Origin of the sequence: Micromonospora sp. U21 (assembly GCF_018070045.1) — a bacterium.
Classification (GTDB): domain Bacteria; phylum Actinomycetota; class Actinomycetes; order Mycobacteriales; family Micromonosporaceae; genus Micromonospora.
This window is the reverse complement of record NZ_JAGPYK010000007.1, coordinates 276,295-301,704: the sequence shown is the minus strand read 5'-3', so window position 1 is coordinate 301,704 and position 25,410 is coordinate 276,295. Positions and strand designations below refer to the sequence as shown.

Below are 25,410 nucleotides of genomic sequence, written 5' to 3'. Positions count from 1 at the left end.
GGGGAGGGTAACCTAACCTGGGCACCGACGGAACATGTGTCCCCCTCGCTTTGGGAAGTGCGCCAGTTGTGGGTGGGCGCCATCGACGACTCGCCCGGTTACGGCCCACCTCACCGCCCCTCAGCAAAGGACAGCGCGACATGACATACCAGGAGAAGATTCCGGGCCTCGGCGAGTTGTCGCTGGTGACCGTCGACCCCGACCGGCACGCCGAACTCCTGCACGCCTGGGTCACCCGCCCCCGCAACGCCTTCTGGGGCATGGGGTCGCACACGATGGAGCAGGTACGCGAGATCTACGCCTTCGTCGACAGCCTGCCGACGCACCACGCGTACCTGATCACGATCGACGAGGAGCCGGTCGGCCTCTTCCAGACCTACCAGCCCGAGGCGGACCCGGTCGGCGAGCGCTACCCGGTCGAGCCCGGCGACGTCGGGATGCACCTGCTGCTCAGCCCCGACCGGCGACTCGCCAAGGGCCTCACCACGGCCGTCGGCCCCGCCCTCGCCCGCTTTCTGTTCCGTGACCCGGCCGCGCAGCGGATCGTCGTCGAGCCGGACGTTCGCAACCAGCTCGCGCTACGCCGACTGGAGGTCGAGGGCTTCACCCTCGGGTCCGAGATCGACATGCCGGACAAGCGTGCCCAACTCGCTTTCCTGACCCGCGCGCGGTTCGAGTCGGACCACCCGACGTCGGCCTGACCGCCAGATCCAGCAGCAGCAGCGGCCTAGCGTCGGGTGCTCTGGTCAGTCGTCTCGCGGCTCGGGTCCTCGGGTGCGAACGGGGAGCGCAGGCGGGTCATCGTGGCTGCGCTGACGTCCACGGTCGGCTCGCTCTCGGGGTCGACAGCCCTGTCCCCCTCGACGGCGAAGGGATTCTGGGCGAACGTCATATCGGGCACGATGTGCTCCAAAGATGTGCACGGCAGCGCTGGACTCAGTGACCGGCAGCTACGAGCCGTGGAGGCGGATGGGCGGGCCCGGCTTGTCGGCCATCGGGACCCCGCCTCGACAGCCTAGCGCTCTCATCCCCTCCTTGGCGCGGCGAAGGTGCTGACGCGGGGCATCGGAAGGAATCCGGTCCCGCACCAATCCGCCGGGCGTCACGCGACGAATCCCTCTCGACAGCACCTGAGCATCAACGCCGTACCGGCGGAGACGGAGATCTGTTGTGAGACTGTCCCGAGCCCTGCTGACCGTGCCAGCCGCCGCCGCGTTGGTCCTCGCCCGGGACGGCACGTCCTCCCTCGCCACCGAGACACCCGACCCCATGCGCGCCCACCTGCTCGAACCGGCGGTCACCGGCTTCCGCCTCGAGTGAGGGGGTGCCGAATTGCCCACTCACGCTGCCGGGTCCGGGCGGCACCGTTACGGTCGAGGTTGCCCGAAGCGGTCCCCCTGACCCGGGGTGGCCGGGGAAGCGCGAACGAACAGGACAGCCATGGCCCTTCACATCGATCTCGCCGGCAGGACCGCGCTGGTCACCGGTTCAACCCAGGGGATCGGGGCCGCCATCGCCGCCGGCCTCGCCCGCGCGGGGGCCCGGGTGGCGGTCAACGGCCGTACCGCTGCCAATGTCGAGAAGGCGGCGGTGGCGTTGCGGAGCGAGGTTCCCGGTGCCGACGTGATCGAAATCGATGCCGACGTGGCCAGTGACGAGGGCACCGCGCGGGCCCTCGACCTGCTGCCCACCGTCGACATTCTCGTCAACAATCTCGGCATCTTCGGGCCCACGCCCGCGCTGGACATCCCGGATGACGAGTGGCGCCGCTACTTCGAGGTGAACGTGCTGGCCGGCGTCCGGCTGACCCGGGCCTATCTGCCCGGGATGATGGAGCGCGGCTGGGGGCGCGTGCAGTACATCGGCAGCGATTCGGCGGTCGTGATCCCGGCCGAAATGATCCACTACGGTGTCTCCAAGACGGCACTGCTCGGCGTCTCGCGCGGGTTCGCGAAGGCTGCTGCCGGCACGGGCGTGACCGTCAACTCGGTGCTCGCCGGGCCCACCCACACGGGAGGCGTGGAGGACTTCATCTCCGAGCTCATGGGTGACAGCCTGCCGTGGGAGGAGGCGCAGCGGGAGTTCATGCGACTGCACCGACCGCAGTCCCTGCTTCAGCGGCTGATCGAGCCCGAGGAGATCGCCAACATGGTCACCTACCTCGCCTCTCCCCTCGCCTCCGCGACGACCGGCGCTGCGGTCCGGGTCGACGGCGGCTACGTGGACGCGATCGTCCCGTAACCGTTTCCGGTCGACCGTCGACCATTCACAATTGAACGACGTGACCCACCCGTGGTGGCGTACGACCGCCGAGGACCTCGAGCCACGCGTGTCGCAGGCCTTCCGGCCCCGCACCGACCCGGACGTCGAGCCAGCCGCTCACCACGGCGGTGAACCGTTGCCACGCCTCGGTGAACCGTTGGTCGAGCCCTTCGCGGCCCCATTCCTGGCTGCGCTTGCGCATCTGGACCGGCGCGAAGAAGACTTCCTCGGCGGCGTCCGCGTTCGGAGTCTGGTTGGTGAGCCCGACCGCGATGTCCCGCACGAGCTGGTCACCGAGGCGCCGTCGCAGAGCGGCACGGGTCGATGGCGCGCCGGACAGATCGAGATAGACGGTCCGAACCACGTCGAGAACGCCGAGGTCGTCGTAGGAGAGGACCTCGTCGTAGCAGCCGAGTGACCGCGTGGAGGCGAGGTTGCCGGGTGAGGTGAGCCCGACCAGGCGTGGGCCACGACCGTGCAGTTCGAACGCCGTGGCGTACGCGGTCTTGCTGGACGCCGATGACATCACCAGCGACGCCGCGCCGTAGAAGTCGTTGTCGGCGACCTGATCGACCAGCATGAAGGACGTGAAGAACAGCGGCCGGAACAGGATCAGCAGATCCTCCTGCTCGGGCCGGTACGCCGGGTCGCCGGTGGTCGACCGGTAGGCGTTGTACGGCGAGGGCAGCTCGGCCCGGTGCGTGCTCGCGTCGCGGAACCCGGACGCATCCACCCGGTGCGGCCGCACCACGAGGTGACCCGCGGGCGGCAGGTAGCCGTAGACCCGCTGCCCGACCGTGACCTCGGGAACCGTCGAGGCGATCACCTCGGCGAAGCCCCACAGCGGCGGGAGCCCCCACCGCGGCCCGAGCCCGCGGGCGTCCGGCGGGAAGAACTGCCAGTAGCGCATCGAGTCACCGAGCACCGCGTAGGTCACGTTGTTGGCGGTGAGGCCGACACGGTCCACTCGGAGCAGCGCCTCACCGTCGGACAGAGCGGGGGTCACGCCATCGACGAGCGTGGTCCGGCCGAGGTCGCCACGGGCCACGGCGAATGTCCATGAGGCAGGCATGGTCTGAAGCTAGACAGTCCCGGAAACGGAGACAAGTGCACTGCGAGTGCAAAATACCACTGACCGCGGACAAGGGCGGCAGCGACGGCCGGCCCTCATCCGTCCCTGCCGCCCGGCGGTGGAGACTCCACCATCGCGGCGAGAAGGGAGGCGACCGGCACGGTCGCGAAACCGACCCGAGTGTCACTGGCCCCGTACGGCAGCCACAGCTCGCCGTCGTGGATCAGCCCTCCGCAGGAGTAGACGACGTTGGGTACGTACCCGTCCCGGTCGGACTGGTCGGGTGACAGGAGCACGCCGGGAAGGTGCGCGATGACCCGCTCCGGCCGGTGCAGGTCGAGCAGGAGCGCGCCGATGGCGTACCGGCGCATCGGCCCGACACCGTGGGTGAGAACGAGCCAGCCCGCTTCGGTTTCGATGGGGGACCCGCAGTTGCCGACCTGGATCAACTCCCAACTGTCCCTAGGGGCGTGCAACGGGACCGGGGACTGCCAGCGGTTGTCGCCGTCCAGCACGGTCAGACCGATGGTCTCGCCGTCGGCGCGGCAGAGAGCCAGGTGCCGGCCGCCGACGGTACGGGGAAACAGCGCGATCCCCTTGTTGCGGGCACCCGGCCCGCGCATCGGGGTCATCTCGAAACGGCGCAGGTCGCTGCTGGCCAGCGCGCGGGTGGCGACGTTCCGGCCGTCGTACGCGGTGTAGGTGGCCCGGTACACCGGACCGGACTCGTCCACGAACCGAACGAACCGGGCGTCCTCCATGCCGTTGCTCTCCGCCGGGGTGGCCGGCCAGAGCACCCGTTGGTGCAGAGCCGTGTCGGCGGGAAAGGCCGTGGCGTAGCTGCCGGCGTTGGTGCGACGCAGTTGCTCGAGGGTGCCCATCCCGGTGCTGCGGGAGAGCAGATCCGCTGGCAGGTCGCCGAGCACCCGCTCGAAGGTGGCCTCGTCATACCGGTCGGGCAAGGCGTCCAGCACCGTGGCGCTGACCTCGTTGTCGACGTCCTCCTCGGCCAGCCCGGCAACGAGCAGGTCCCGGCGGTGCCGTACGCCCGTCCGCTGTCCAACGGCCAGAGGGCCGGGCCGGTCGGCGACGACGAGATGGCGCCCGGGTCCGAGGACCGCAGTGGCGAAGCCGATGGACGACAGGTGGCCCTCGCCGATCTGGCGCAGGCTGACCGCCACGCGCAGCAGCCCGGCGCTCAGCTCGGTCTGGTCGGGATGGGCCACCATCGACGGGTTGCACAGGGCGGCGGACTCGACCGCGTACTCGTGACTGAAGTAGGCGCCAACCAGGAGCCGGCTGGTGGGGGAGAGATCCCAGGCCCGGGCGGCGCGGTGCCGGACGAGGCCGTAGTGGTGGTGGAACGTACCGGCCAGGTCGCGGTGCCGGGCGCCGAAGCGGTCGAAGGTGTCCCTCAACAGCCTGCCGGTCTCCTCGTCGTCGAGGCGCGCCACACGGTCGATGAGCGCACCCGCGCGGGTGCGTACCACCGCGGCGTCCTCACCTGGGACGAAGAGCTTGACGATGACCCGGCGTGGATCCGGGGTGAGGATGCGGTCCTGCCGGACGGCCAGGATGCCGGTCACGACCACCGCCGGGCGTGCTGCAGGGTGGAGATGAGCGCGAGGGTAGATTCGGCGCCCTGGTTCAGGTTGGGTCCGTGCGGGGTCAGCCCGTCGTAGCCGCCGCCGGTCGCCGGATCCCACATCGGCGTACCGACGTCGTTGTCGCCGAGGAACCACCCGACCGCCTGCCGCACCCCGATTTCCCAGGCGGCGTCGCCGGTGACCGTGGCTGCCGTGGCACAGGCATCGGCGAAGGCGGCCACCTCGATCGGCTGCTGGTCGTGGTGGAGTCGTACCGCGCCGCGCCGCCAACCTCCGGCGGGTACGACCGACAGTCGCCCCTCGCGAAGCTGGACGTCGCGCAGCCAGGTCAGCATCCGCAGACCCTCGTCGAGGGCTGGACCGCCGTGGCGCAGTTGGCTGGCGGCGATGACCACCTCGGCGAGGGCCGGGCTGGCGTAGGTCAGCTGCTGCCGCGGCCAGGGCCACCGCGGGTCGGCTCCGGGGACGCCGATGGTGGTCGCCGAGTCTGCGAGCAACGCGGCCGCGACGGCGTGGCCCGGGTGCCGGCGCAGCACCTCGGCCGCGCCGAGACCGGCGAAGGCCATCGCGTGCGGGGCTGGGGAGCGCCGCGTGGCGCCCCTGCTGAAGGCGACCAGCGCCTCCTCCCGTATCCAGGCGGCGGGACTGCGGGCAGCGGCGGTGCCCAGCCCCCACAGCGCTCGGCCCCACCAGTCGCCGAGCCCGGGATCGTCGGCCCAGCGCCGATCGTGGCCGAGCCGGTTGCGGAAGGCGCCGCCGTCGTCCTGCGCGTGGGTCAGGAAGGCCAGGTAACGCTCCGCGAGCCGGAGCACCTCCTCGGTCGGTTCCGGCTCGCGGCTGATGACGACCAGGCCGCGAGCCACGTCGTCGGTGCAGTAGCCGTGCTCGCGGCGGACGATGGCGTGCCGCGCGTGCTCGAACAGGCCGGTGTCGTCGCTCAGCCGAATCAGGTGCGCGAAACTCGGCGCCGGTGCCGCCACCCAGCGTCCGCCGGCCGACATGGTGGGGCGGCCGGTGGTCGCGGTCACGCCGACGCCGCGCCGACGACGACCGGGCGGGCCTCGGTGAGCCGCTCGGCGAGCGTGCCGTACCGGGCCGCCACCGCCGGCCAGCGCAGATGCGCGGCCAGCGGCCGGACGCGGCCGGCCAGCCGGGCGGTCAGACCGGGCTCGATCAGGATCCGCCGGATCGCCGCGGCCAGCGCCGCCGGATCCTGGTGGGGTACGACCAGACCGGGTCCACCGGTGAGCAGCTCGACGGCGTGCGGGAACGCGGTGGCCACCACGGGCACCCCGGCCGCCACCGCCTCGATGAGCACGCCGGAGGTGACCTGTTCGCGGGAGTCGTACGGCAGCACGACCACGTCGGCGGAGCGGATCAACCGGCCCAGTGCCTCCAGGTCGTGGTAGACGTCCTGATAGTCCACGTCATGCGCGATGCCCAGTTGCGCACCGAGCCGGTGCAGCCCCGACCGGTACGTCTCGCCCTGGTGCTCGATGACCTTCGGGTGGGTCCGGCCCGCGACGGTGTAACTGGGTGTCGGTTCCAGGTCCTGCAACCGCGCGAGGGCCCGCAACGACCACTCGATGCCCTTGCCGGGACCGAGCAGCCCCCAGGTCAACAGGTGCGGGCGGGCACGTCGGTCGACGCGTACGCCGACGTGCTCGGCGGCGCCGTGCGGGATGACCGTGACCTTGCCCGGCGACACGGCGTAGCCGACGAGCAGCCGGTCCCGTGCGGTGTCGGTCATCGTGACGACCGCACCGGCGGTGGCGACGATCTGCTCCAACAGGGACTTCTGCCGGGCGGAGGGCTGGCGGAGCACGGTGTGCAGCACCACGATGCTCGGCACGGTGAGCCGGCGTAGCAGGGGCAGGACGTCCTCACCGTCGTTGCCCGGGTAGATGCCGTACTCGTGCTGGACGATGGCCACGTCGAAGGTGTTCAGGACCGCTGCGGCGTCCCGCCAGCCGGCCGGGGTGTGCGCCGACCAGGTGTGCACCACCCCAGGCCCGGGCCGCTGGTCATCGCCGTGGTCGGTGACCCGCACGATGCCGCCGTGCGCGCCGTCGGCGGTCAACTGGGCGGCGAGGGCGGAGTTGAAGGTGGCAAGTCCACACCGGGTCGGTGGGTGGGTGCTGAGGAATCCGTAGCTGGGCATGGGTGTCGGGCCTTCCGGTTGTCGGCCGCCCCGGGAGTACGAGGGACGAACCTCACGCGTGACGGCGCACACCGGTCAGCGTGTGTGACCGGCGGAACGGATTCGAGGCGGTTCAGCTGTGGAGGAGGTGGTCGTAGACGGCGAGATAGTCGGTGACCATCCGGTCCGCGCTGAAGCGCTGCTGAGCCCGCGCACGGCAACTTCCGCGGTCGAGGCTGGCGGCCCGGGTCACCGCGCCGACGGCCTGCTCGACGGTGTGGACGAGGAATCCCGTCACACCGTCGTCGACGACCTCCGGCATGGACCCTCGCCCGTACGCGACGACCGGCGTGCCGCAGGCCATCGACTCCACGACCGACAGTCCGAACGGTTCGTCGAAGGCGATCGGGTGCAGCAGGGCGGTGCTGGCGCCCAGCACCTCCGCACGCCGGCGGGGACCGACCGACCCGAGGAAGACGACCTGGTCACCGTCGATGTGCGGGGCCACCTGCTCGGCGAAGTACCGCTCGTCCTGCACGATGCCGCAGATGGTCAGGGGCCGGCCGGCGAGGCGGGCGATCTCGATGGCGGTGTGGGTGCCCTTGTCGGGATGGATCCGGCCGAAAGCCGCCAGCCCGGGGCCGGCGTCGGGGGTGAACGGCAACCCGGTGAGGTCTACGCCGTGCTGCACCGTGGCGAGGTAGTCGAGCTCGGGGGCCCGGTCGGCGTCGGAGATCGACACGTAGGACGAGCGGACCCGGGCGTAGGCGGGCAGGATCCCCGCGCCGGAGAAGCCGTGAACGGTGGTGAGCAGCGGAGCGCGACAGTGTTCCGCGAAGGCCAGCGGCAGCCAGTCGAGGTGGCTGTGCACCAGGTCGAACTGCGCCGAGCGGCCCAGCGCGTAGGCGACGTGCATCGCCTCCCACACCCGGCCGTCCATGTCCGGGTCGTCCGCGTACCCGCGGGGGCAGACGCCGTCCAGCTGGGCCGAGGTGACCGAGTCCAGCGTCGCGAAGAGCGTCACGTCGACGCCGCGGCTGACCAGCCCCTCGGCGAGCAGGCCAGTCACCTGCTCCCAGGGGCCGTAGTGGTGCGGAGGCGTGCGCCAGGCGACTGGGCCGAGCAGCGCCACCCTCACGGAGAGGGCGCGTCGGCGAGGTCAGCCGGGTCGAGATGCAGGGTGGCGAGCAGGCCGGAGTGCTTGGCGGGGTCAACCCGCTCCGGCAGCTCGCGCTCGACCCAGTCGGCCCTGGCCTGCTGGCCCCGGTCGCGAAGTGCGCTGACGATCCTGTTTCTGGCAATCCTCATCTGGTGCTCCCTTGTTGAGCCGTCCGAAACGGTCATGCTCTCGGACGGCGGTGTGAACGGGTCGGAATCCACCACCGGCCCTCGCGCCGAACCCGAATGTGCGGTGACCGGTGAATCCGAACGGCCGGACGTGGTCGGTGATCAACCAACACGACCAGCACCTCGCGGCGATGGGGATGACGATCGTTAACGCCCCTCATGGGCTGGTGGCGACGGCATCTGGCGGCCACCGGGGTCCCGGGCGACTTGTTCACCGTACGCCCTCGCCCTGTGGACCTGCACCCGCACGGCGGCCGGGCGCGGCGGAAACCGCCCACACAGCGGCGCCGGCCGCGGAGGCGTACGCTGAAATCACCCGCCGCCGCACATCCATCGACCAGGTCGCCGCCTCTCCGCGGCGCCGATGGCCGGCCCTCCCCCGCACCGGCACACCCCGAGCCTCGACAGTCTGTCGCCGCTCGCCCAAGCCCTCGCCCCGCTGGCACACACAGACGGCCAGCTACGCCGGGCACCCATCGGAAGGCGGCGGTTCGTCATGACCGCACCCCGAGACAGGCACGTCCAACCCTCCACCGTCAACGGACACGACGGCCCCGCCGCTTCCCGTCCGAAACCCCTTCGACCTGCGATGAAGCGCTCGCGTGTCGGGGATCTGTGGATCGTGGCCGTGGTGTTCGCGATCGTGCTCCTGCTGCTCCTGATCTTCGTACTTCAGAACGGACAGCGGGCCCACGTGGCGTTCTTCGGTGCACAGGCGGCTCTGCCGACCGGTGTGGCGCTGCTGCTGGCGGCGGTGATCGGGGTCCTGCTCGTCGCCCTGCCAGGCACCGTCCGCATCCTCCAACTGAGGATGCGAAACCGCCGGCCCGCGACACCGCCGGCCGGTTGGCCCGTGCCCGGTTCATCAACCCCACCCATGACCGGCGTTGCCCAGACCCCGCCGCCGCCCCGCCAGGAAGGCTGAGCCAGCCATGTCCGTCACCCAGCTACACGCCGCCCCGGCCTCCGCTTCGACGCCGGCCGCACCTCGGATCGTCCTCGCCACCGATCGGGGAAGCGCCGTGCTCGACGGCGGCTGGTGGCCGCGGTCCTGGGACCCGGCCGCCGAACTCCCGGGCCTTCTGCACGCCCTGGCTGAACGACATGGCCGGATCCGGCACCTCATGCTCAACATCCACGCCTGGGACGCCCGGCTCCGGCGGTTGACCGTGGGACCGGACGTGGTTCATCTCGGTTGGTTCGACACTCTCGACCCCGCCGTTCTTGTCGCCACCACAGGCCGGGACATCCAGGTCGACCTGCTCGTGGTGCCACCGGCCACCCCACCGGCGGCAGCCGACTGGGCGATGGCGACCGCCGCCGACCCGGCCAACCTCAGACGCGCACCGGACATCCTGGCCGCCGCCCTGGCGCGAGCGGGTGCGGCGGCGACAACACGCGCCGACCTGTACGGGGTCTGGGACAACGAGAGTGGTGGCGACGGAGTCGCCATGAGGGGCCGGGATCATCAGGCCAGCCCGAGGTGAGAGGGTCTGTCCGGTCGGCTGGAACGGAACATCCTTTTCGCCCTGGTTACGGCTGATGCTCGCGTAACATCATTCAGGGCTTTCTCGCCGCATACGACTCGGCCCGTTCTCCCTGTCGCAAGCCGCTCTCGAGTCCCAGCAGACCTCGGAGTCAGTAGACGGGCACCTGATGACGACCGATCAAGCGGTAGGGCTGACCCGTAGGGATGAGGGGCCCCAGCGGGCCACCCTGCTGGAGTTGTTTCTCGATCTGGTGTTCGTCGCTGCGCTCGCCCTGACGTCACGAACCCTGGCGCAGCGGCTCGACTGGGTCGGGGGCCTCCAGTCCCTGCTGCTACTGATGGCGATCTGGTGGGTCTGGTCCGCGACCGCGCTGGCAACCGACCTCTACCACGCGCAGCGGCCCCCCATCTTCGTCAGCACGCTCTGGGTCATGCTCGGGACCATCCTGATGGCAGGCTCACTGCCCGGAGCCTTCGCCGCGCACGCCCTGCTCTTCGCGGGCGCATACGTGGCGGTCCAGGTGGGACGTGGCATCTTTCTCGTCGCCGCGCGGCACGGCCGCGCGGCGCGACTACCCCCCAGCCGGTTCATCTTCTGGTTCACCGTGTCCGCCGTACCGTGGCTCGCCGGCAGTTTCGTGGCAGGCCCGGCGCGGGGCCTGCTGTGGGCCGCCGCGCTCGTCGTCGACTACGGGTCAGCCTGGCTCCGCTACCCCACACCGCGGCTCGGCCGGGTACCCATGCCCCAGTACGCGGTGGCAGCCGACCACCTGGCGGAGCGCTACCAGCAGTTCTTCACTCTCGCTCTCGGGGACCTCATCCTCGTCACCACGCTGGCCTACGCCGACAACGACCCGACGATCGTCCGTACGATGGCGCTCCTGGTCGGCTTCGCCGCCACCGTGCTGCTGTGGCAGATCTACGTCCACCGCGCCGGGGCCCTGCTGCAAGCTGCCATCGAAACCTCCCGCAATCCAGGCAGATTCGTACGGTCCGCGCCATACACCCACCTGCTCATGGTGGCCGGTGTGGTCGCCACCGCCGCCGGTATCGAAGTCGTCATCGCCCATCCCACCGAACAGACGGCGCCCTGGCTTGCCGGCGTCATCCTCGGCGGGCCCGCGTTGTTCCTGGCCGGACGCGCCCGATTCGAGTACGAGGTGTTCAGCCGGGTGTCGCCGTCCCGGCTGGTCGCGCTGCTCGTGCTGGTGGTCGCGGGACCCGTCCTGGTGCTCACCCCCGCGCTGGTTGCCGGCCTCAGCGCCACCCTCGTGCTCGCCGGGGTTGCCGTCACCGACAGCATCCGGGCCCACGGAAACCCGCCCGAACCACCAATACCCTCGACGTAGGGCGACAGCCCGTTGCGGCATACCGACGAACCTCCGGCGCAGACCGCCGAGAGGTCGTTAGGGCGCGATACGTAGGACCCAGATCGCCCTGTCGTCGTAGTCGCTGAAGCGGTATTTGAGCCCGGCGAACGGGCTGCCGGGGAAGTCACCGGTGATCGTCGTGGTCACGACGGTGCCCGCGGGAGTGTCGTCGACGTCGGTGATCTCGTACGACACCAGCGGCACCGCACGGCGCCACTCGCGGATGGCCGCGATGCCCCGGTACTCGGTCGACTCGTCCTCGACGACGGCGTCCTCGGCGAAGAGGGCGAAGTAGTCCTCGGAGTCCGGCTGGCCGGCGAGCTCGAAGTATCGGCGAATGATGGTCGGCGCGATCTGGTTGGCGGTCATGGTTCGATGCCCCTTCTGGACACTGCTGTGCGGGTCGCGTCAGACCGTCGGGATGGTGCCGCCGTCGATCACGTGCTCCGCGCCCACGATCGCCGAAGCGCGGTCGGAGACCAGGAAGGCCACCAGGTCGGCCACCTCGGCCGGGCGCGCCGGGCGGCCCAGCGGGATCCCGCCCAGGGAGTGCATCAACTGCCCGAGGGCGGTGTCGCGGTCGACGCCGTTCCCGGCGGCGAGGCGGTCGATCAGCGCGTCGGCGGCGGTGGTCTGAATGAAGCCGGGTGCGACGCTGTTGACCCGGACGCCGTGCGGCGCGACCTCGTTGGCCAGGCCCTTGCTGTACGCGGTCAGCGCCGCCTTGGCGGCCGCGTACCCCAGGGTGGCCTCGTACATCGGCTTGCGGCGCTGGATCGAGGAGAGGTGCACGATCGCACCGGCGCGCTTTTCGACCATGGATGGAACGAGGTGTCGGTCGAGGCGTACCGCGCCGAGGAGGTTGAGGTTCAACTCCTCGATCCAGGCCTGCTCGGTCAGCGCGGCGAAGCCACCGGCCGGGGCGCGCGACCCGCCGACGACGTGCACGACGATGTCGGCGCCGCCCTCGCCGAGCAGGCGCTCGGCCACCGCCTCCGCGCCGTCGACGCTCGACGTGTCGGCGGCGATGAACCGGTTGGTGAACTCGAACCTCGCGGGCTCGCTGCGGGCGCTGACCCACACGTCCGCGCCAAGCTCGCGCAGCCGGGCGGAGATCGCCGCGCCGGCACCCTTCGTTCCGCCGGTCACCAGGGCGCGGCGGCCCTGGAGCGAGTCCCGTGCGGAGATCGTTACGGTCATCGGTCGCCCCTGTCTGCGCAGCATGAAGCGGGCGTCGTGGGGACGCCGTATAGTTGCTTCTGAAACAGAACCTACTGACTTCGACAGTAGCACCGACTCGGGAAGAGGGCACATCCGTGGCAGGGAAGATCCGGCTGGAGGACCGCGAATGCCCGCTGTCCAGCGCGCTGGGCTACGTGGGCGAGTGGTGGACACTCCTGATCTTGCATGACGCCTTCGACGGTTACACGCGGTTCGACCAGTTCCAGGCCAACCTGGGTGTCTCATCCAGCATCCTGACCAGCCGGCTCAAGACCCTCACCGGCCAGGGGCTGCTCGAACGACGTCGCTACCAGACCAGGCCGGACCGCTACGAGTACGTCCTCACCGACCTCGGCCGCAGCCTCCGCCCCATCGTCGTCGCCCTGGCCGCGTGGGGTAACTCCCGCCTGGACCCGAGTGAACGCAGCATGATCCTGGTCGACCGGAACACCGGGGTGGAGGCCGATCCGGTGATCGTCGACCGGAGCACCGGGCGTCCGCTCGACGACGGCGACTTCGTCTTCGCCGCCGGTCCGGCCGCCAGCGAGATCATGCGTAAGCGTTACGAGCACATCCCGACCAAGGCGGCCCCGCGCCAGCACCGGCCCTGACCGTCACCGGTCACGCAGCCGCCGCCGGCGACTCCGTGCAACTGCCGGCCGACGCGCTCGAGAACCTCAACGCCATCGGCGGGTGAGAGTCGGGCGGCACCCGGTCGGCCAGGGCGTGTTTCAGAAGTGCTGGTGCGGCCGGTTTCGGACGAGGGCGAGGGCCAGTACGGCGGTCGCGAGGAAGACGATGCCGTTGACCCGCAGGCCGGCCTGCACGCCAGCGGTCAGGGCCTCGGCGAGCGCTGACCGGACCGGGTCGGGCAGCGCCTGGTCACCGGTGGCGCCGCCGACCACCGCCGACCGCACGGCGGTCCGGGTGGGCTCGCCCACCTGGTGAGCGGCGAGCCGGTCGGGCAGGTCGGCCAGCATCGTGGTGGTGAGCAGCGTGCCCAGCAGGGACGAACCGAGCACCGAGCCGACCTGACGGGCGGCGTTGACCGCGCCGGAGGCCATGCCCGCCTGGGCGGGCGCGACGCTGGCCAGCGCCGCCGCGGTCGCCGGGGCCACCACCAGGGCGCTGGCGGCACCGAACAGCGCCAGCAGCGGCCAGCGGTGGGCGAACGGGGTGGCCGGGCCCTGGGCGGCCAGACCGAAGCTGGCCAGGGCACCCAGGACGAGGCCAGCGGTGAGGGGGGTCTTGAACCCGGTGCGGCGGATCGTCCGCCCGGCGGCGAAGGCGACGACCGCGTAGACACCGAAGAGCACCAGCATCCGCCAGCCGGTGTCCAGCGGGCTGAGCGCCTGAGCACGTTCGTGGAACAGGACGAGCAGGATCGCCACACCGGTGAAGCCGAACAGCGACACCGCGGCGACGACCATGACGGCGCTGAACGACGCGGACCGGAACAGCCGTACGTCGAGCATCGGCGCGCTGGTTCGCAGCTCGACCAGCACGAATCCGACCAGCGCGGCGGCGGAGACGACCCAGGTCGTCGCCACGACGGGGCTGGTGTAGCCGTCCCGGCCGCCTCTGATCATGGCGTAGACGGCGGCGGCGATGGCGATGGTGCCGAGCAGCAGGCCGGACACGTCCAGACGGCCGGCGCCCTGCCGGGACTCGGTCACCCCGATCGCGGCCACGACGAGGGTGACCACGCCCAGCACGATCGTCGACAGGAAGACGCTGTGCCAGTGGAAGTGCCGCAGCAGGGTGCCGGCGATCAGTGGGCCGACCGCCAGGCCGATGCCGGAGGCGGCCGACCAGGCGGTGATGACCTCCGTGCGTCGGTGCGGGTCGGTGAAGGTCGCGCCGAGGATCGCCAGACTGTTCGGCAGGATCAGGGCCCCGCCGAGGCCGGCCACCAACTGCCCGGCGATCACCCAGGCCACCGTGGGGGACCCGGCGACGACGGCGCCGCCAATGATCATGGCGACGACGCCGGCAGCGAACATCCGCTTGCGCCCGTACCGGTTGCCCAACGTCGCGGCGGACAGCACCAGGCTCGCCACCACCAGGGTGTAGGCGCTGGGAATCCAGATCACGGTGGTCGGGTCGACGCCCAGGTCCCGCTGGATGGTGGTCAGGGCGGAGACGGTCGCGGTGATCTGGAGGAACGTGATCATCGCGCCCAGGCACATGGCGATCAGGGTCACCGTGCGGGAGCCGCGAGCGGATGGGCGCGTGGCGGCGGCCGACGCGGGTGCGCCCACGTGACGGGGGCGTGCGGATCCGATCGGAGCCGTGGTGCGCTGGTCGGTCACGGGGGCGTCCTAGGGGTTCGATCCGCGCAGGCGACGGGGTCGGCGGCGACGCGCGGAAGGCGGACGGCGCCGATCAGGGCGGCGCCGGCTGGCAGGTCTGACTTTCGCATGAAGAAGCCAGCAGCAGCCCAGTCAAGCACCTGACTAGCGTTCGCGCAAGTCAGCCCGTACTCTGGTGGCATGGCGGATCTACGTGACGACCGCGACTCCTGGTCGATGGCGAACTGCTCGGTCGCCCGCGCGATGGACATCGTCGGCAGCAGGTCAACCATGCTGATCATGCGCGAGGCATTGCTCGGTACGCGCCGTTTCGACGACTTCGTCCGTCGGGTCGGGGTTGGCGAGCCGGCCATGGCGGCCCGGCTCAAGGAGCTGGTCGCCGCCGGCCTGCTGGAACGGATCCCCTACCGGGAGCCGGGGCAGCGCACTCGCCACGAATACCAGCTCACCCCCAAGGGACGCGAACTGCTGCCCGTGGTCACCGCCCTGCGCAACTGGGGTGACACCTGGGCCGCCGACGACACCGGCCCCGGTCTCCTCGTCACCCACCACGGCTGCGGCGCGCCGATCCGCGCGGTGCTCCGCTGCGAAGCCGGCCACGACGTCAAAGAGAACGAGACCGACATCGTCGCCGGGCCGGGCCTGATCCGGCGTGGGTGACCGCAGGGTCATCCGCCGGGTTCGAAGACGGCCCGGACACAGCCGTCGGTCCTGTCCTTGAACATGGTGTAGCCCCGCGGAGCCTGGTCGAGCGGCATGGTGTGGGTCGCCAGGTGCTCGGTGACCAGCTCGTCGCGCGCCATCCGTTCGAGCAACATCGGAATGTAGCGGTGGCCGTGCTGCTGGGCGCCGCGCAGTGTGAGGCCCCTGGTCATCACCGCGCCGAGCGGGAACCTGTCCACCAGACCGGCGTAGCCGCCGAGCAGGAACACGCTTCCGCCCTTGCGGCAGTGGTGGATCGCGTCCCGGGCGGCCACCGGTCGATCCGGTTCCAGCCGCAACTGCTGCCTGATCTGGTCGTACCAGGACTGCGGGCCGGTGGTGTGCGACTCCATCCCGACCGCCTCGATGCACACGTCCGGCCCGCGTCCGCCGCTGCGTTCCAGCAGTTCGCCGCCCACATCGTCGCTCTGGTAGTTGAGGGTCTCCACCCCCAGGTGCGTCTCCGCCATCCGTAGCCGGTCGTCGAGACGGTCGATCACGATCACACGCTCGGCGCCCAGCAGCTCCGCTGCCCGCGCCGCCATCTGGCCCACCCCGCCGGCGCCCCACACCGCCACCACGTCACCGGGTCGCACGCCCCCCAGGTCGGCGCCCATCCATCCGGTCGGGGCGGCGTCGGAGGCGAACAGCGCACGCTCGTCGCTCACCCCGTCCGGCACGGGGAACGCCCCCTGGTCGGCGTAGGGGACGCGGATGTACTCCGCGTGGCTGCCCGCGAAGCCGCCGAGGGCGTGCGAGTAGCCGTAGCAGCCGCCGGGTGCGAAGCCCCAGGCGCTCTCGGTGCTCGCCGGGTCGGTGGTGCCGTTGTCGCACAACGAGAACTGCTGCTGTTGGCAGTACCAACAGCGACCGCACGAGATGAACGAGCAGACCACCACCCGGTCGCCCACCCGGTGCCGACGCACCTGGGGGCCCACCTCGACCACCTCACCCAGGAACTCGTGGCCGAAGACGTCGCCGCGCTCCATCTGGGGGATGTAGCCGCCCAGCAGGTGCAGGTCGGAGCCGCAGGTCACCGTCTTGCGCACCTGGATGATCGCGTCCTGCTCGTTGCGCAGCTGCGGGTCCGGCACCTGGGTCACCGCCAGTTCGTCGGCACCCCGCCACACCAGTGCCTTCACGGCCGCCCCTCCCGTCGGCCCGCACACGTCACCATCCGGTCGACGCTAGCGGCGAGCCGGCGCGGCGGCGGACGGTTCGGGCCGGGGCAGGGACCCAAAAAGACGTGCAGAGTACCCGTGATGTTACGGGCTTGTTTCCAAGGTTTCCGGCAGGTTACGAGCGCCTCACGGCGGTCGATGCCGCTCCTACGTTTCGGCCACCGTCATCAGTCGTGGCGGCGGGCACCGGACGTGGAGGCAACGACGTGCCACAACCGAACGCACATCGGCCCGGACGGACCAGGCGCGGAGTCAGCACCGCGTACCCGGGAGCACCTGCGCCAGAAGCGAAGGGCCGTGCTGGAGGACTCGCCCCGGCCTGAGCCCCAGTAACGTGCCGTCGGCGGGTCGAGCCGCCGACGGCAGGCCACAATGGATCAGAGAACGATCTGGTGCACCCGGTCGTCGACGCCGCGTACCGCCAGCCAGGCGCTGCCGCCGGCGCCGGCCGCGACACCCGGTGCGCCCCGGAACGCGTCGGTGGCGAACTCGCCACGACGGAACCAGCCGCCCCACGCCCCGTCGACAAGATTGCGCTGCCAGAGCCGGTTGTCGGCGGCCAGGGCGAAGAGGTAGACCCGGCCCGCGGTGGCGAGCAGGGTCGGACTGCCGCTGGTGGTGCCGCCCAGACTGGTCCAGGCCGACCAGGTGGTGCCGGTCCGGCTGCGCCACCACACCTCGTCGGTCCGGCTGCGGACCGCGACGTGCAGCACGCCGGCGTCGTCGACGACGGCGCTCGGCCGGCCGTAGATCGGTCGGTCCTCGGGCGCGCCGATGCCCGTCCAGCCGCTGCTCGGGGTGCGCGACCAGAGCTTGCCGTCAGCACCGCGGGCGATCAGCGTCCACTGGGTCGGGCTGGTCCAGGCAACCGTGGGCCCGTCGGTCACCGTGCCGCCGAGGCTGCGCCACGGCCCCCACTTCCCGGCGACGTAACTGCGCTGCCAGGCCGCATTGTCGGTGCCCCGCACGAAGACGTCGATCCGTCCGCCCGCGGAGCCGTACGCCGCCGGCTGGCCGAGGATCCGGCCGCCCACCGGGCCGCCGAGAGAGGTCCAGCCGGTCCCCCAGGTCGCGCCGGAGCGGGTGTTAACCGCCAACGTGCCCTGCGCGGTGCGAACGAAGGCGGCGGCGTGCGTGTCGTCCACCCGGACCAGGGCCGGGCTCGCGCTGGCGGTGCCGCCGAGGTTGGCACCCGCGACCTGGTCGGCGCCGGTCAGGCCGAGCATGGCCACCCCGTGCGCCGGGACCTGGACGGTGTACGAGCCGGTGAACGGCTGGACGCCGGAGGTGCCCGGCGCGGCGTCGGCGGTGGTGCGGGCCCACAGGTCGCGGACCACGACCGGCCCGCCGAGTGCGACGTCAGCGAAGTTGACCGTGATCTCCTGGGCGGTGTCGTGCCGGTTGAGCAGCGCGACCGCCCGCCGGCCGGAGCCGGTGAGCACCTTGCTCCAGACCTGCGCGGCGACCCCGGTGTCGGCGACCTTGACACCCTGCCGGACCAGCCGGTCCTGATTCACCGCGATGATCTCCGGGTTGGTCAGCGCCGAGATCATCTCGCTCGGCAGGCCACGCGGGTCGGAGCCGATGACCAGCGGGGCGGCCATGATGGACCACATCCCGAGCTGCGTCTTGGACTCCTCCAGGCTCAGCTCGTACCCGCCGCCGGGCAGCGGACGCATCGGCAGCAGGTAGTCCGGGTCGTTGTAGTGCCCCGGCCCGGTGGCCGCCGGGTGGTACGCGTTGACGTCCATGTTGCGCAGCACCCACGGGAACGCCCACTGCGGCGTCGGTTCGGTGAGCCCCACGTCGGTGTAGGTCCGCCAGGAGTCGGCGATCGTGGGCGCGTACGTGTAGGTCCAGGTGGAGAGCTGCTCCGGGGTGTACGGGCCGCCGCCCCAGTCGGAGCTGACCGGGTTGCAGATGTTCAGCAGCATCGGTCGGGGCGACTGGCGTACCGCCTCGGCCAGCTCACGGAAGGTGGTCTCCGGGTCGAGGCCGGCGGCCCGGCCGCAGAGCCAGTCGGCCTTGAGCGCGTCGAAGCCCCAGCCGGCGAACTGGGCGACGTCGGCCTGGTAGTGGCCGTTGCTGCCGAGCCCGCACTGCCCGGGCAGGTACGGCCCGGCGTCCGTGTAGATGCCGGCCTTCATGCCCTTGCTGTGGATGTACGCGGCCAGCGCGGCCATCCCGCCCGGGAAGCGGGCGGGATCGGCGACGAGCTCGCCGGCCTCGTTCCGCGGGGTGGGCGCGGCCCAGTTGCCGTCGATCCAGATGTACTTGTAGCCGGCGTCCCGCAGGCCGCTGCTGACCATGAAGTCGGTGACCGACCGTACTTCGACCTCGGTGGGGTCGCCACCGAGACCGAAGTAGGTGTTCCAGCCCTGGTAGGGCGTCGGGGCGAGCCCGCTGTTGAAGAAGGTCGGGGCACCCTGGTCCTCGGCGCCGGTGGCCGGGGCGTGGCCCGGTCTACCCGGTCCGCCGTCGCCGTGGCCGCTGGCCTTCGGTGGGTCGGCGTGCGGTGGGCCGGCCATCGCCGGCATGGGGCTGGCCAGGCCCAGGCCGAGCACGGCCAGGGCGACGGTCAGCGGTCGGATCAGGCGCATGGGGGTACTCCTGTCCCTCGAGGGTGGGGTGGTGGTGCTCCGGCCTCAGTCGCGAACGAGCACGATGAGGTCGGCGTCGTGGGTCGCGCTCCAGTGCACCGGCAGGCCGACCGCGGCGAGGTGGCTGCCGGAGTAGTGCCGGTCGCCGTGCCGGTAGCGGGCGGTCGGGTCGAGGCCCCGCAGCGGCAGTCGGACCGGGCGGGACGGCAGCAGGCCGGCGCCGTCGAGCCGGCCGGTGTGCCAGGCCAGCACCACCACCCGGCGCTCGTCCGGCGCGGTGTACTGCACCGCGCACCGGGCCTGGTCGGGCCCGCCGATCAGGTGTGTCTCGCCGTACGTGACGACGTCCCGGATCTCCTTGTACCGGGCGATCCAGCCGGCCGCCTCGGCCCGCTCGGCGGCGGTCCAGGCCCGGATGTCCGCGCCGATGCCGAGCACGCCGGCCATCGCGAGCACGAACCGGAACGCCAGCGAGCGTGGGCGCGGATCGAACAGGCCGGGCGCGTCGGTGACCCAGGAGCTGAGCAGATGCGGTGCGTTGGCGTGCAGGAAGCCGTGCTGGATGGCCAGCCGGTCCAGCGGGCCCGTGTTGTCGCTGGGCCAGAACACGTCGGCCCGGGCGGCCATCGCCAGGTCGGTCCGCGCGCCCCCGCCGGCGCACGCCTCGATCAGCACGCCGGGGTGGTCCCGGCGCAACCGCTCGTAGATCCGGTGCAGGTTGGCCACGTGTGCACCGTCCAGGTCGAGCGGGCCCACCCCACCCGACCGACCCGGCTCGGTACGCGGCCGGTTGAAGTCCCACTTCAGGTAGTCGATGTCATACCGGCGCAGCAGGCCGTCGACGGTGGAGTGGACGAACTCGGCGACCTCCGGCCGACCCAGGTCGAGCAGGTACTGGTTGCGGACCGGGGTGAGCGGCCGGCCGTGGACGGCGTAGACCCACTCCGGGTGCTCGGCGTAGAGCCGGGACCGTGGGTTGACGCACTCCGGCTCGACCCAGAGCCCGAAGTTCAGCCCGAGCGCGCGGACGTCGGCGATGAACGTGTCGAACCCGGCCGGGAACTTCGCCGGGTCGGGCGTCCAGTCGCCCAGCCCGGCGGTGTCGTCGTTGCGGCCCACGAACCAGCCGTCGTCCACCACGAACGTCTCCACGCCCAGCTCGGCGGCGATCCGGGCGAGCGCGAGCTGACTCTGCGCCTCGACCGCGAAGTAGGTCGCCTCCCACGAGTTGTAGAGCACCGGGCGAGGGCTGAGCCGTTCCCCGGCCAGCATCCGCTGGTGGGTGTGCCAGACCCGGGCCAGCCCGTCCAGGCCGTCGGGGCTGTACGCGCCGGTGACCACCGGCAGGGTCAGCCGCTCGCCCGCAGCCAACTCCAGCGGGCCGTCGACCAGCTGACGGCCGACCCGGACCCGGGTCAGGCCGCCGGTGTCCCGCTCGGCGCTGATCTCCCACGAGCCGGTCCAGGCCAGCGCCATCCCCCAGGCCGGGCCGGCCGGCTCGGCGGTGTCGCGCACGGCCAGCCAGGGCACGTGCAGATGCCCGGGTACGCCCTGGGAGCTGCCGATGCTGAACGCGCCGTGGCCCAGCTCGACGTGGGAGAGCTGGAACTCCTGCTCCCACTGGCCCCACTGGTGGCTGAGCAGCGCGCCGTGCGGCGTCGGTACGCAGAACCCGCCCGACCCGGCCCGGACGACCCGTAGCGCGTCGGTGCCGTCGTTGGTCAGCTCGACCCACCGCTGCACCACGTCGGTGCCGACGGGCACCCGGTAGTGCACGGTGGCGCGCAGCCCGGTGACCGGGTCGGCGAAACCGACGGCCAACTCCCGCTGATCGGCGTCGGCCCGCACGTCGGTGTGGCCGAACCCCACCCGACGCTCCCCGCTGGCGGTCTCCACCACCAGGTCGGCGCCGGTGAACGGTCGGTCGGCGTCGGTCGCGTACTCGATCGGGGCGGCGTCCCCGGCGGTGAGGAACGGCACCGGGCCGTCGTAGGCGACCGGGGACGGGCCGTCGGAGACGCCGTGCGGGCCCCAGGCGACCAGTTCCAGCCAGCGGCCGTGCGCCGGCACGGTGAAGGTGTACTCGGTGTGCGCGCCGCGCAGCGTCCAGCGCTGCCCGTTCGGCGCGGGGGCGGTCACTTGACCGCCCCGAGCGCCAGGCCGGAGACGAAGTGCCGCTGGAAGCGCAGGAAGACCGCGACGGTGGGGACGGCCGCGATGACCGTGCCGGCGGCGATGACGTTCCAGGACGAGACGAACTGCCCCTGGAGGCCGAGCAGCGCCGGGGTGACCGGCATGTTGTCGTCGGTGCGCAGCACGGTGATCGCCCAGAGCAGGTCGTTGAAGATCCAGGTGAAGGAGAGCGCCCCGAGCGCCGCCAGCGCGGGCCTGGTCAGCGGCAGCATCACCCGGGTGAAGATCTGCGCCGTGCCGGCGCCGTCGATCGTGGCCGCCTCCTGGATCTCACCCGGCAGGTCCCGCATGAAGCCGTGCAGCACGAAGGTGTAGAAGCCGAGCCCGAAGCCGACCTGCACCGCGATGAGCGCCCAGAGCGTGTCGTACAGGCCGGTCAGCTCACTGAACTTGGCCACCGGGATGAGCAGGATCTGCGGTGGCAGCAGGTTGCCGGCGAGCATCAGCAGCAGGATGGTCCGCCGTCCGGGGATCCGGAAGCGGCTCAGCGCGAACGCGGCCATCGCGGCCAGACCGAGGCTCAGCGCCACCGACGGGACGGTGACCAGCATGCTGTTGATGAGCGCGCGGAGCTCGCCGCCGTCGGTCCACGCCTGCCGGTAGGTGTCCAGCGTGAACGAGCGGGGCAGGCTGCCCACCCCGTGCGCGGCGATGTCGTCGAACGACCGGGTGGACATCACCACGACCCAGATCACCGGCCCCAGCCAGAGCAGCGAGAGCAGGATCATCCCGGTGTGGAAGGCCCCGGTGCGGAGCTTGTTCATCACGCTTCCTCCCGGAACGCGCGGACCAGGTAGCCGAGGATGACCGCCAGCGCCAGCACGAAGATCACGACGGCGATCGCGGAGGCGTAGCCCAGCCGCAGGCCCTGGAACGCGGTCGAGTACATGTAGGTGCTGAGCAGCTCCGACGAGTGGTACGGCCCGCCCTTGGTCAGCGACCAGACGATGTCGAACGAGCGCAGCGAGTCGATCACGATGACCGAGAGCACCACGGCGTTGACCCCCCGGAGCTGCGGGATGGTGACGTGCCGCAGCCGCTGCCAGGAGTTGGCGCCGTCCATCCGGGCCGCCTCGTGCAGCGCCGGGTCGATCGCCTTCAGCCCAGCCAGGAACAGCACCATCACGTAGCCGATCTGCCGCCACAGGGCGGGCAGGATCACCGCGTACAGCGCGGTCTGCGGGTCGGCGAGCCAGGGCCGGATCAGCTGCTCCAGGCCGATGGCCCGCAGCAGCGTGTCGGCGATGCCGTCGGGTTGGTAGAAGACCCGCCAGACCAGCGCGGTCACCACCAACGAGAAGACCACCGGGGTGAACAGGGCGGCCCGGTAGAAGCCGACCCCGCGCCGTTCCCGTTGCAGGATCAGCGCCATGCCGAAGCCCCCCAGCACGGAGAGGCCGCCGAAGAGGACCAGCCAGATCACCGTGTTGAGCAGGGCGCCCCGGAAGGTGGCGTCGCCGGCCATCTCCACGTAGTTGTCGACGCCCACGAAGGTGGGCGGCGACATGCCGTCCCAGCGGGTGAGGGAGAACCAGAAGCCCTGGATCGCCGGCCAGAAGACCCAGACGCTCTCGACCGCGAACGGCACCAGGACGAACGCCACCAGCAGCGGCGACAGTCGGGCCGACCGTCGCCGCCGCCGGGTGGGGGTGACCGGAGTCGTGGAGATCGTTGCTGTCACGTCAGCCCTTGAAGACCTTCTCGGCGCTGGACTGCCACTCCCGCAGGATCGCGTCGATCTGGTCCGGCTTGTCCATGAACTTGGTCAGCGCGGTGTCCGCGGTCGGCTGGAGCGCGTCGCTCGAGTCGCGGTTGAAGAATTGGGTCAGCTCCTTGGCGCCGTCGAGCATCGCCTTGCCCTTGGTCACCAGAGGCGAGTCGGCGGCCTTGGCACCCGGGTTGGCCGGCAGCACGATGCCGGAGCTGGCCTTGACGTACGCCTCCTGCGCCTCGACGCCGGCCAGGTAGGTGAGCAGCGCCCTGGTGCCGGTGGGGTTGGCGGTCTTGGCGCTGGCGAAGAAGCCGTCGGTCGGGGCCTCCTCGGCCACCGGCACCGCCGGGTCGACGATCGGGAACTGGAAGAAGTCCAGGTCGCCGAGAGCATCCTTGGGCGCCGCGTCGGCGAAGAAGGTGCCGATCAGGAACATGCCGGTCTTGCCGGCCAGCAGGGCGGTGGTCGCCTCCTGGAACGGGTACGCCTTGCCCTTGGGGTCGAAGTAGGGCAGGGCCTCGCGCCAGCGGGTGAGGACCGCCTTGACCTTGGGGTCGTCGAAGCGCTGCTTGCCGGCGAGCAGCTCGCGGTGGAACGGGGCGCCGTTGATCCGGATGTTGAGGTAGTCGAACCAGGCGGACGCCACCCACGGGGTGTCGCCGAGACCGATGCCGATGGGCGGAACGCCCTTGCTCTTCAGCGTCTCGCACAGCGCCAGGAACTCGGTCCAGGTCTTCGGCTCCCGTACGCCCCACCTGGCGAAGTTTGACTTGCGGTAGAAGAAGCCCCACCAGTAGTTGTTCATCGGCACGAAGACCTGCTTGCCGCTGGCGTCGGTGGAGAGGGTGCGCAGCGACTGGGGGTAGTCGCCCAGCGACTTCCAGACGTCGGAGACGTCCAGCAGGAGGTTGCGGCTGGCGTAGTCGTTGGCGACCGAGCCCGCGTACCAGGTGTAGAGGTCCGGCGGGTTGGCTGAGGTCAGGTACGTCGGCAGCTGGGTCCGGAAGGTCTCCGAGGCGATCGTGTTGAGGCTCGCCGTGCCCTTGCCCTGCGCGTTGAAGTTCGCGATCAGCTTCTCCATCGCCGCCTTGGCCTGCGGCGAGGAGAGGTTGGACTGGATGGTGACCGCGCCGGAGCCGTTGCCGGCCGTCGGCCCGCTCGCGGAGCTGGCGCACGCGCTGAGGAACGAGCTGGCGCCGAGGGCGCCCAGGCCGGCGAGCCCGAGGTGGCCAAGGAATCGCCGGCGACCGGGGTCGAAGTCGCTCACGGGGGTGTCCTTCCTCTACGACACGTAGCGTCACGGCGCATTGTGTCGGCCATGTGAATGGTGTGACCAGAAGGTTGCATCGACCCTCGGCGGCTGTCAAGATATCTTCCTAATTAATGATTAGATGAGATCAAGGCGAGGGTCAGGTGGATCAGCTTATGCGCCGGCTTGAGGGCAAGAACGCGCTGATCACCGGCGCGATGGGCGGGATCGGCGCGGCCACTGCCCGACGGCTCGCCGCCGAGGGAGCGGCAGTCGCGCTGCTCGACGTGGCCGATTCGACCATGCTGGCCGACGAGCTGATCGCCCAGGGCACCCGAGCACTGTCCGTAATGGGCGATGTTGGCGACGAGGCCGACTGGTCGGCCGCCGTGGCCGCGGTGCACGGCAGCCTCGGCCCGGTGGACATCCTGGTCAGCACCGCGTACGCGGTGCAGATCGCGCCGGCGCACGAGACCAGCCGGCAGTCCTGGGACCACCAGCTCGGGGTGAGCCTCACCGGCTCGTTCCTCGGCGTGCGCGCCTGCCTGGACGATCTGCGGGCACGCGCGGGCGCGGTGGTGCTGATCTCCTCGGTGCACGCACTGGTCGGGCTGCCCGGCCGGCCCGCGTACGCCGCGGCCAAGGGCGGCCTCGTCGCGCTCGGCCGCCAGCTCGCCGTGGAGTACGGCCCGCAGGTGCGGGTCAACACCGTGCTGCCCGGGCCGATCCTCACCGGCGCCTGGGCCGAGGTGTCCGAGGAGGACCGCCGACGCAGCGTCGCGGAGACCGTGGCGAAACGGTTCGGCACGCCGGACGAGGTGGCCGCGACGGTGGCCTTCCTCGTCTCGCCGGACGCCGCCTACGTCACCGGCGCGAGCCTGGTGGTGGACGGTGGCTGGACCGCGGTGAAAGCCTCGGCCTGAGAGATCGATACCGACCAGCGAGAAGGCCAGG

Annotated in this window: 25 protein-coding genes; 9 read left to right on the top strand and 16 right to left on the bottom strand. The window is 71.2% G+C overall.

The window, feature by feature from the left end; genetic code table 11:
* Positions 1-140 precede the first annotated feature (140 nt).
* Positions 141-701 carry a GNAT family N-acetyltransferase gene (locus tag KBX63_RS12800; protein ID WP_210911217.1) on the top strand — a complete coding sequence of 187 codons (561 nt, stop codon included), beginning with the start codon at positions 141-143 and terminating at the stop codon, positions 699-701.
* Between the two features lie 26 nt (positions 702-727).
* On the opposite strand, the gene KBX63_RS12795 is transcribed toward KBX63_RS12800, so the two are convergent.
* The gene (locus KBX63_RS12795; RefSeq protein WP_210911216.1) at positions 728-892 is read right to left on the bottom strand and encodes a hypothetical protein; all 165 of its coding nucleotides are present in this window, start codon (positions 890-892) and stop codon (positions 728-730) included.
* A gap of 278 nt (positions 893-1,170) precedes the next feature.
* Here KBX63_RS12795 and KBX63_RS12790 point away from each other — a divergent pair, with 278 nt between their 5' ends.
* Both KBX63_RS12790 and KBX63_RS12785 read left to right on the top strand, forming a co-directional pair.
* The gene (locus tag KBX63_RS12790) at positions 1,171-1,320 is read left to right on the top strand and encodes a hypothetical protein (protein ID WP_210911215.1); all 150 of its coding nucleotides are present in this window, start codon (positions 1,171-1,173) and stop codon (positions 1,318-1,320) included.
* 120 nt (positions 1,321-1,440) lie between these two features.
* Entirely contained in the window at positions 1,441-2,241 is an 801-nt protein-coding gene (locus KBX63_RS12785) for an SDR family NAD(P)-dependent oxidoreductase (RefSeq protein ID WP_210911214.1), read from the top strand.
* 25 nt (positions 2,242-2,266) lie between these two features.
* Here KBX63_RS12785 and KBX63_RS12780 read toward each other — a convergent pair whose 3' ends face one another.
* The 6 genes from KBX63_RS12780 to KBX63_RS12755 form a co-directional block, all read right to left on the bottom strand.
* Positions 2,267-3,334, bottom strand: coding sequence for a DUF2855 family protein (locus tag KBX63_RS12780; RefSeq protein WP_210911213.1), 1,068 nt, complete (start codon positions 3,332-3,334; stop codon positions 2,267-2,269).
* A gap of 95 nt (positions 3,335-3,429) precedes the next feature.
* A complete protein-coding gene (locus KBX63_RS12775; RefSeq protein ID WP_210911212.1) occupies positions 3,430-4,920 on the bottom strand; it encodes a glycoside hydrolase family 130 protein in 1,491 nt (496 codons plus the stop codon).
* The gene (locus KBX63_RS12770) at positions 4,917-5,969 is read right to left on the bottom strand and encodes a glycosyltransferase (RefSeq protein ID WP_307871702.1); all 1,053 of its coding nucleotides are present in this window, start codon (positions 5,967-5,969) and stop codon (positions 4,917-4,919) included. Before KBX63_RS12770 ends, KBX63_RS12775 begins: the two co-directional genes overlap by 4 nt.
* On the bottom strand, positions 5,966-7,102 hold the full coding sequence (locus KBX63_RS12765) for a glycosyltransferase (RefSeq protein ID WP_210911211.1): 1,137 nt from the start codon (positions 7,100-7,102) through the stop codon (positions 5,966-5,968). The genes KBX63_RS12770 and KBX63_RS12765 overlap by 4 nt, the downstream gene beginning before the upstream one ends.
* A 112-nt stretch (positions 7,103-7,214) precedes the next feature.
* Positions 7,215-8,219: a glycosyltransferase family 4 protein gene (locus KBX63_RS12760; protein WP_210911210.1), complete on the bottom strand. Its 1,005-nt coding sequence runs from the start codon at positions 8,217-8,219 to the stop codon at positions 7,215-7,217.
* Positions 8,216-8,389, bottom strand: coding sequence for a hypothetical protein (locus KBX63_RS12755; RefSeq protein WP_167627081.1), 174 nt, complete (start codon positions 8,387-8,389; stop codon positions 8,216-8,218). Before KBX63_RS12755 ends, KBX63_RS12760 begins: the two co-directional genes overlap by 4 nt.
* Positions 8,390-9,017: 628 nt before the next feature.
* Here KBX63_RS12755 and KBX63_RS12750 point away from each other — a divergent pair.
* From KBX63_RS12750 to KBX63_RS12740, 3 genes are all read left to right on the top strand, one after another.
* Positions 9,018-9,353 (top strand): lipopolysaccharide assembly LapA domain-containing protein, encoded by a 336-nt coding sequence (locus KBX63_RS12750; protein ID WP_210911209.1) that lies wholly within the window; start codon positions 9,018-9,020, stop codon positions 9,351-9,353.
* A 7-nt stretch (positions 9,354-9,360) separates the two neighbouring features.
* Entirely contained in the window at positions 9,361-9,915 is a 555-nt protein-coding gene (locus KBX63_RS12745; RefSeq protein ID WP_210911208.1) for a DUF5994 family protein, read from the top strand.
* A gap of 169 nt (positions 9,916-10,084) precedes the next feature.
* Positions 10,085-11,266, top strand: coding sequence for a low temperature requirement protein A (locus KBX63_RS12740; RefSeq protein ID WP_210911207.1), 1,182 nt, complete (start codon positions 10,085-10,087; stop codon positions 11,264-11,266).
* A gap of 57 nt (positions 11,267-11,323) precedes the next feature.
* Here KBX63_RS12740 and KBX63_RS12735 read toward each other — a convergent pair whose 3' ends face one another.
* Positions 11,324-11,656 carry a nuclear transport factor 2 family protein gene (locus tag KBX63_RS12735; RefSeq protein ID WP_210911206.1) on the bottom strand — a complete coding sequence of 111 codons (333 nt, stop codon included), beginning with the start codon at positions 11,654-11,656 and terminating at the stop codon, positions 11,324-11,326.
* A gap of 39 nt (positions 11,657-11,695) precedes the next feature.
* A complete protein-coding gene (locus tag KBX63_RS12730) occupies positions 11,696-12,487 on the bottom strand; it encodes an SDR family oxidoreductase (RefSeq protein WP_210911205.1) in 792 nt (263 codons plus the stop codon).
* 116 nt (positions 12,488-12,603) lie between these two features.
* Here KBX63_RS12730 and KBX63_RS12725 point away from each other — a divergent pair, with 116 nt between their 5' ends.
* The gene (locus tag KBX63_RS12725; protein ID WP_210911204.1) at positions 12,604-13,119 is read left to right on the top strand and encodes a helix-turn-helix domain-containing protein; all 516 of its coding nucleotides are present in this window, start codon (positions 12,604-12,606) and stop codon (positions 13,117-13,119) included.
* A 120-nt stretch (positions 13,120-13,239) separates the two neighbouring features.
* Here KBX63_RS12725 and KBX63_RS12720 read toward each other — a convergent pair whose 3' ends face one another.
* Complete coding sequence (locus KBX63_RS12720; RefSeq protein ID WP_307871701.1) at positions 13,240-14,712, bottom strand: MFS transporter; 1,473 nt, start codon at positions 14,710-14,712, stop codon at positions 13,240-13,242.
* 288 nt (positions 14,713-15,000) lie between these two features.
* Between KBX63_RS12720 and KBX63_RS12715 the strand changes: the two genes are divergently transcribed.
* The gene (locus KBX63_RS12715; RefSeq protein ID WP_210911203.1) at positions 15,001-15,480 is read left to right on the top strand and encodes a helix-turn-helix domain-containing protein; all 480 of its coding nucleotides are present in this window, start codon (positions 15,001-15,003) and stop codon (positions 15,478-15,480) included.
* 8 nt (positions 15,481-15,488) lie between these two features.
* Here the strand turns inward: KBX63_RS12715 and KBX63_RS12710 are convergent, their stop codons facing one another.
* From KBX63_RS12710 to KBX63_RS12685, 6 genes are all read right to left on the bottom strand, one after another.
* Entirely contained in the window at positions 15,489-16,664 is a 1,176-nt protein-coding gene (locus tag KBX63_RS12710) for a zinc-dependent alcohol dehydrogenase (protein WP_210911202.1), read from the bottom strand.
* A 416-nt stretch (positions 16,665-17,080) separates the two neighbouring features.
* Positions 17,081-19,303, bottom strand: a complete 2,223-nt coding sequence (locus tag KBX63_RS12705) for a glycoside hydrolase family 27 protein (protein ID WP_210911201.1) — start codon at positions 19,301-19,303, stop codon at positions 17,081-17,083.
* A gap of 45 nt (positions 19,304-19,348) precedes the next feature.
* Entirely contained in the window at positions 19,349-21,442 is a 2,094-nt protein-coding gene (locus tag KBX63_RS12700; protein ID WP_210911200.1) for an alpha-galactosidase, read from the bottom strand.
* On the bottom strand, positions 21,439-22,260 hold the full coding sequence (locus tag KBX63_RS12695; RefSeq protein WP_210911199.1) for a carbohydrate ABC transporter permease: 822 nt from the start codon (positions 22,258-22,260) through the stop codon (positions 21,439-21,441). Before KBX63_RS12695 ends, KBX63_RS12700 begins: the two co-directional genes overlap by 4 nt.
* Positions 22,260-23,177 carry a carbohydrate ABC transporter permease gene (locus KBX63_RS12690; RefSeq protein ID WP_210911198.1) on the bottom strand — a complete coding sequence of 306 codons (918 nt, stop codon included), beginning with the start codon at positions 23,175-23,177 and terminating at the stop codon, positions 22,260-22,262. Before KBX63_RS12690 ends, KBX63_RS12695 begins: the two co-directional genes overlap by 1 nt.
* Before the next feature lies 1 nt (position 23,178).
* The gene (locus KBX63_RS12685; RefSeq protein ID WP_210911197.1) at positions 23,179-24,474 is read right to left on the bottom strand and encodes an extracellular solute-binding protein; all 1,296 of its coding nucleotides are present in this window, start codon (positions 24,472-24,474) and stop codon (positions 23,179-23,181) included.
* A gap of 158 nt (positions 24,475-24,632) precedes the next feature.
* On the opposite strand from KBX63_RS12685, the gene KBX63_RS12680 reads away from it, so the two are divergent.
* Positions 24,633-25,379 carry an SDR family NAD(P)-dependent oxidoreductase gene (locus KBX63_RS12680; protein WP_210911196.1) on the top strand — a complete coding sequence of 249 codons (747 nt, stop codon included), beginning with the start codon at positions 24,633-24,635 and terminating at the stop codon, positions 25,377-25,379.
* Positions 25,380-25,410 lie beyond the last annotated feature (31 nt).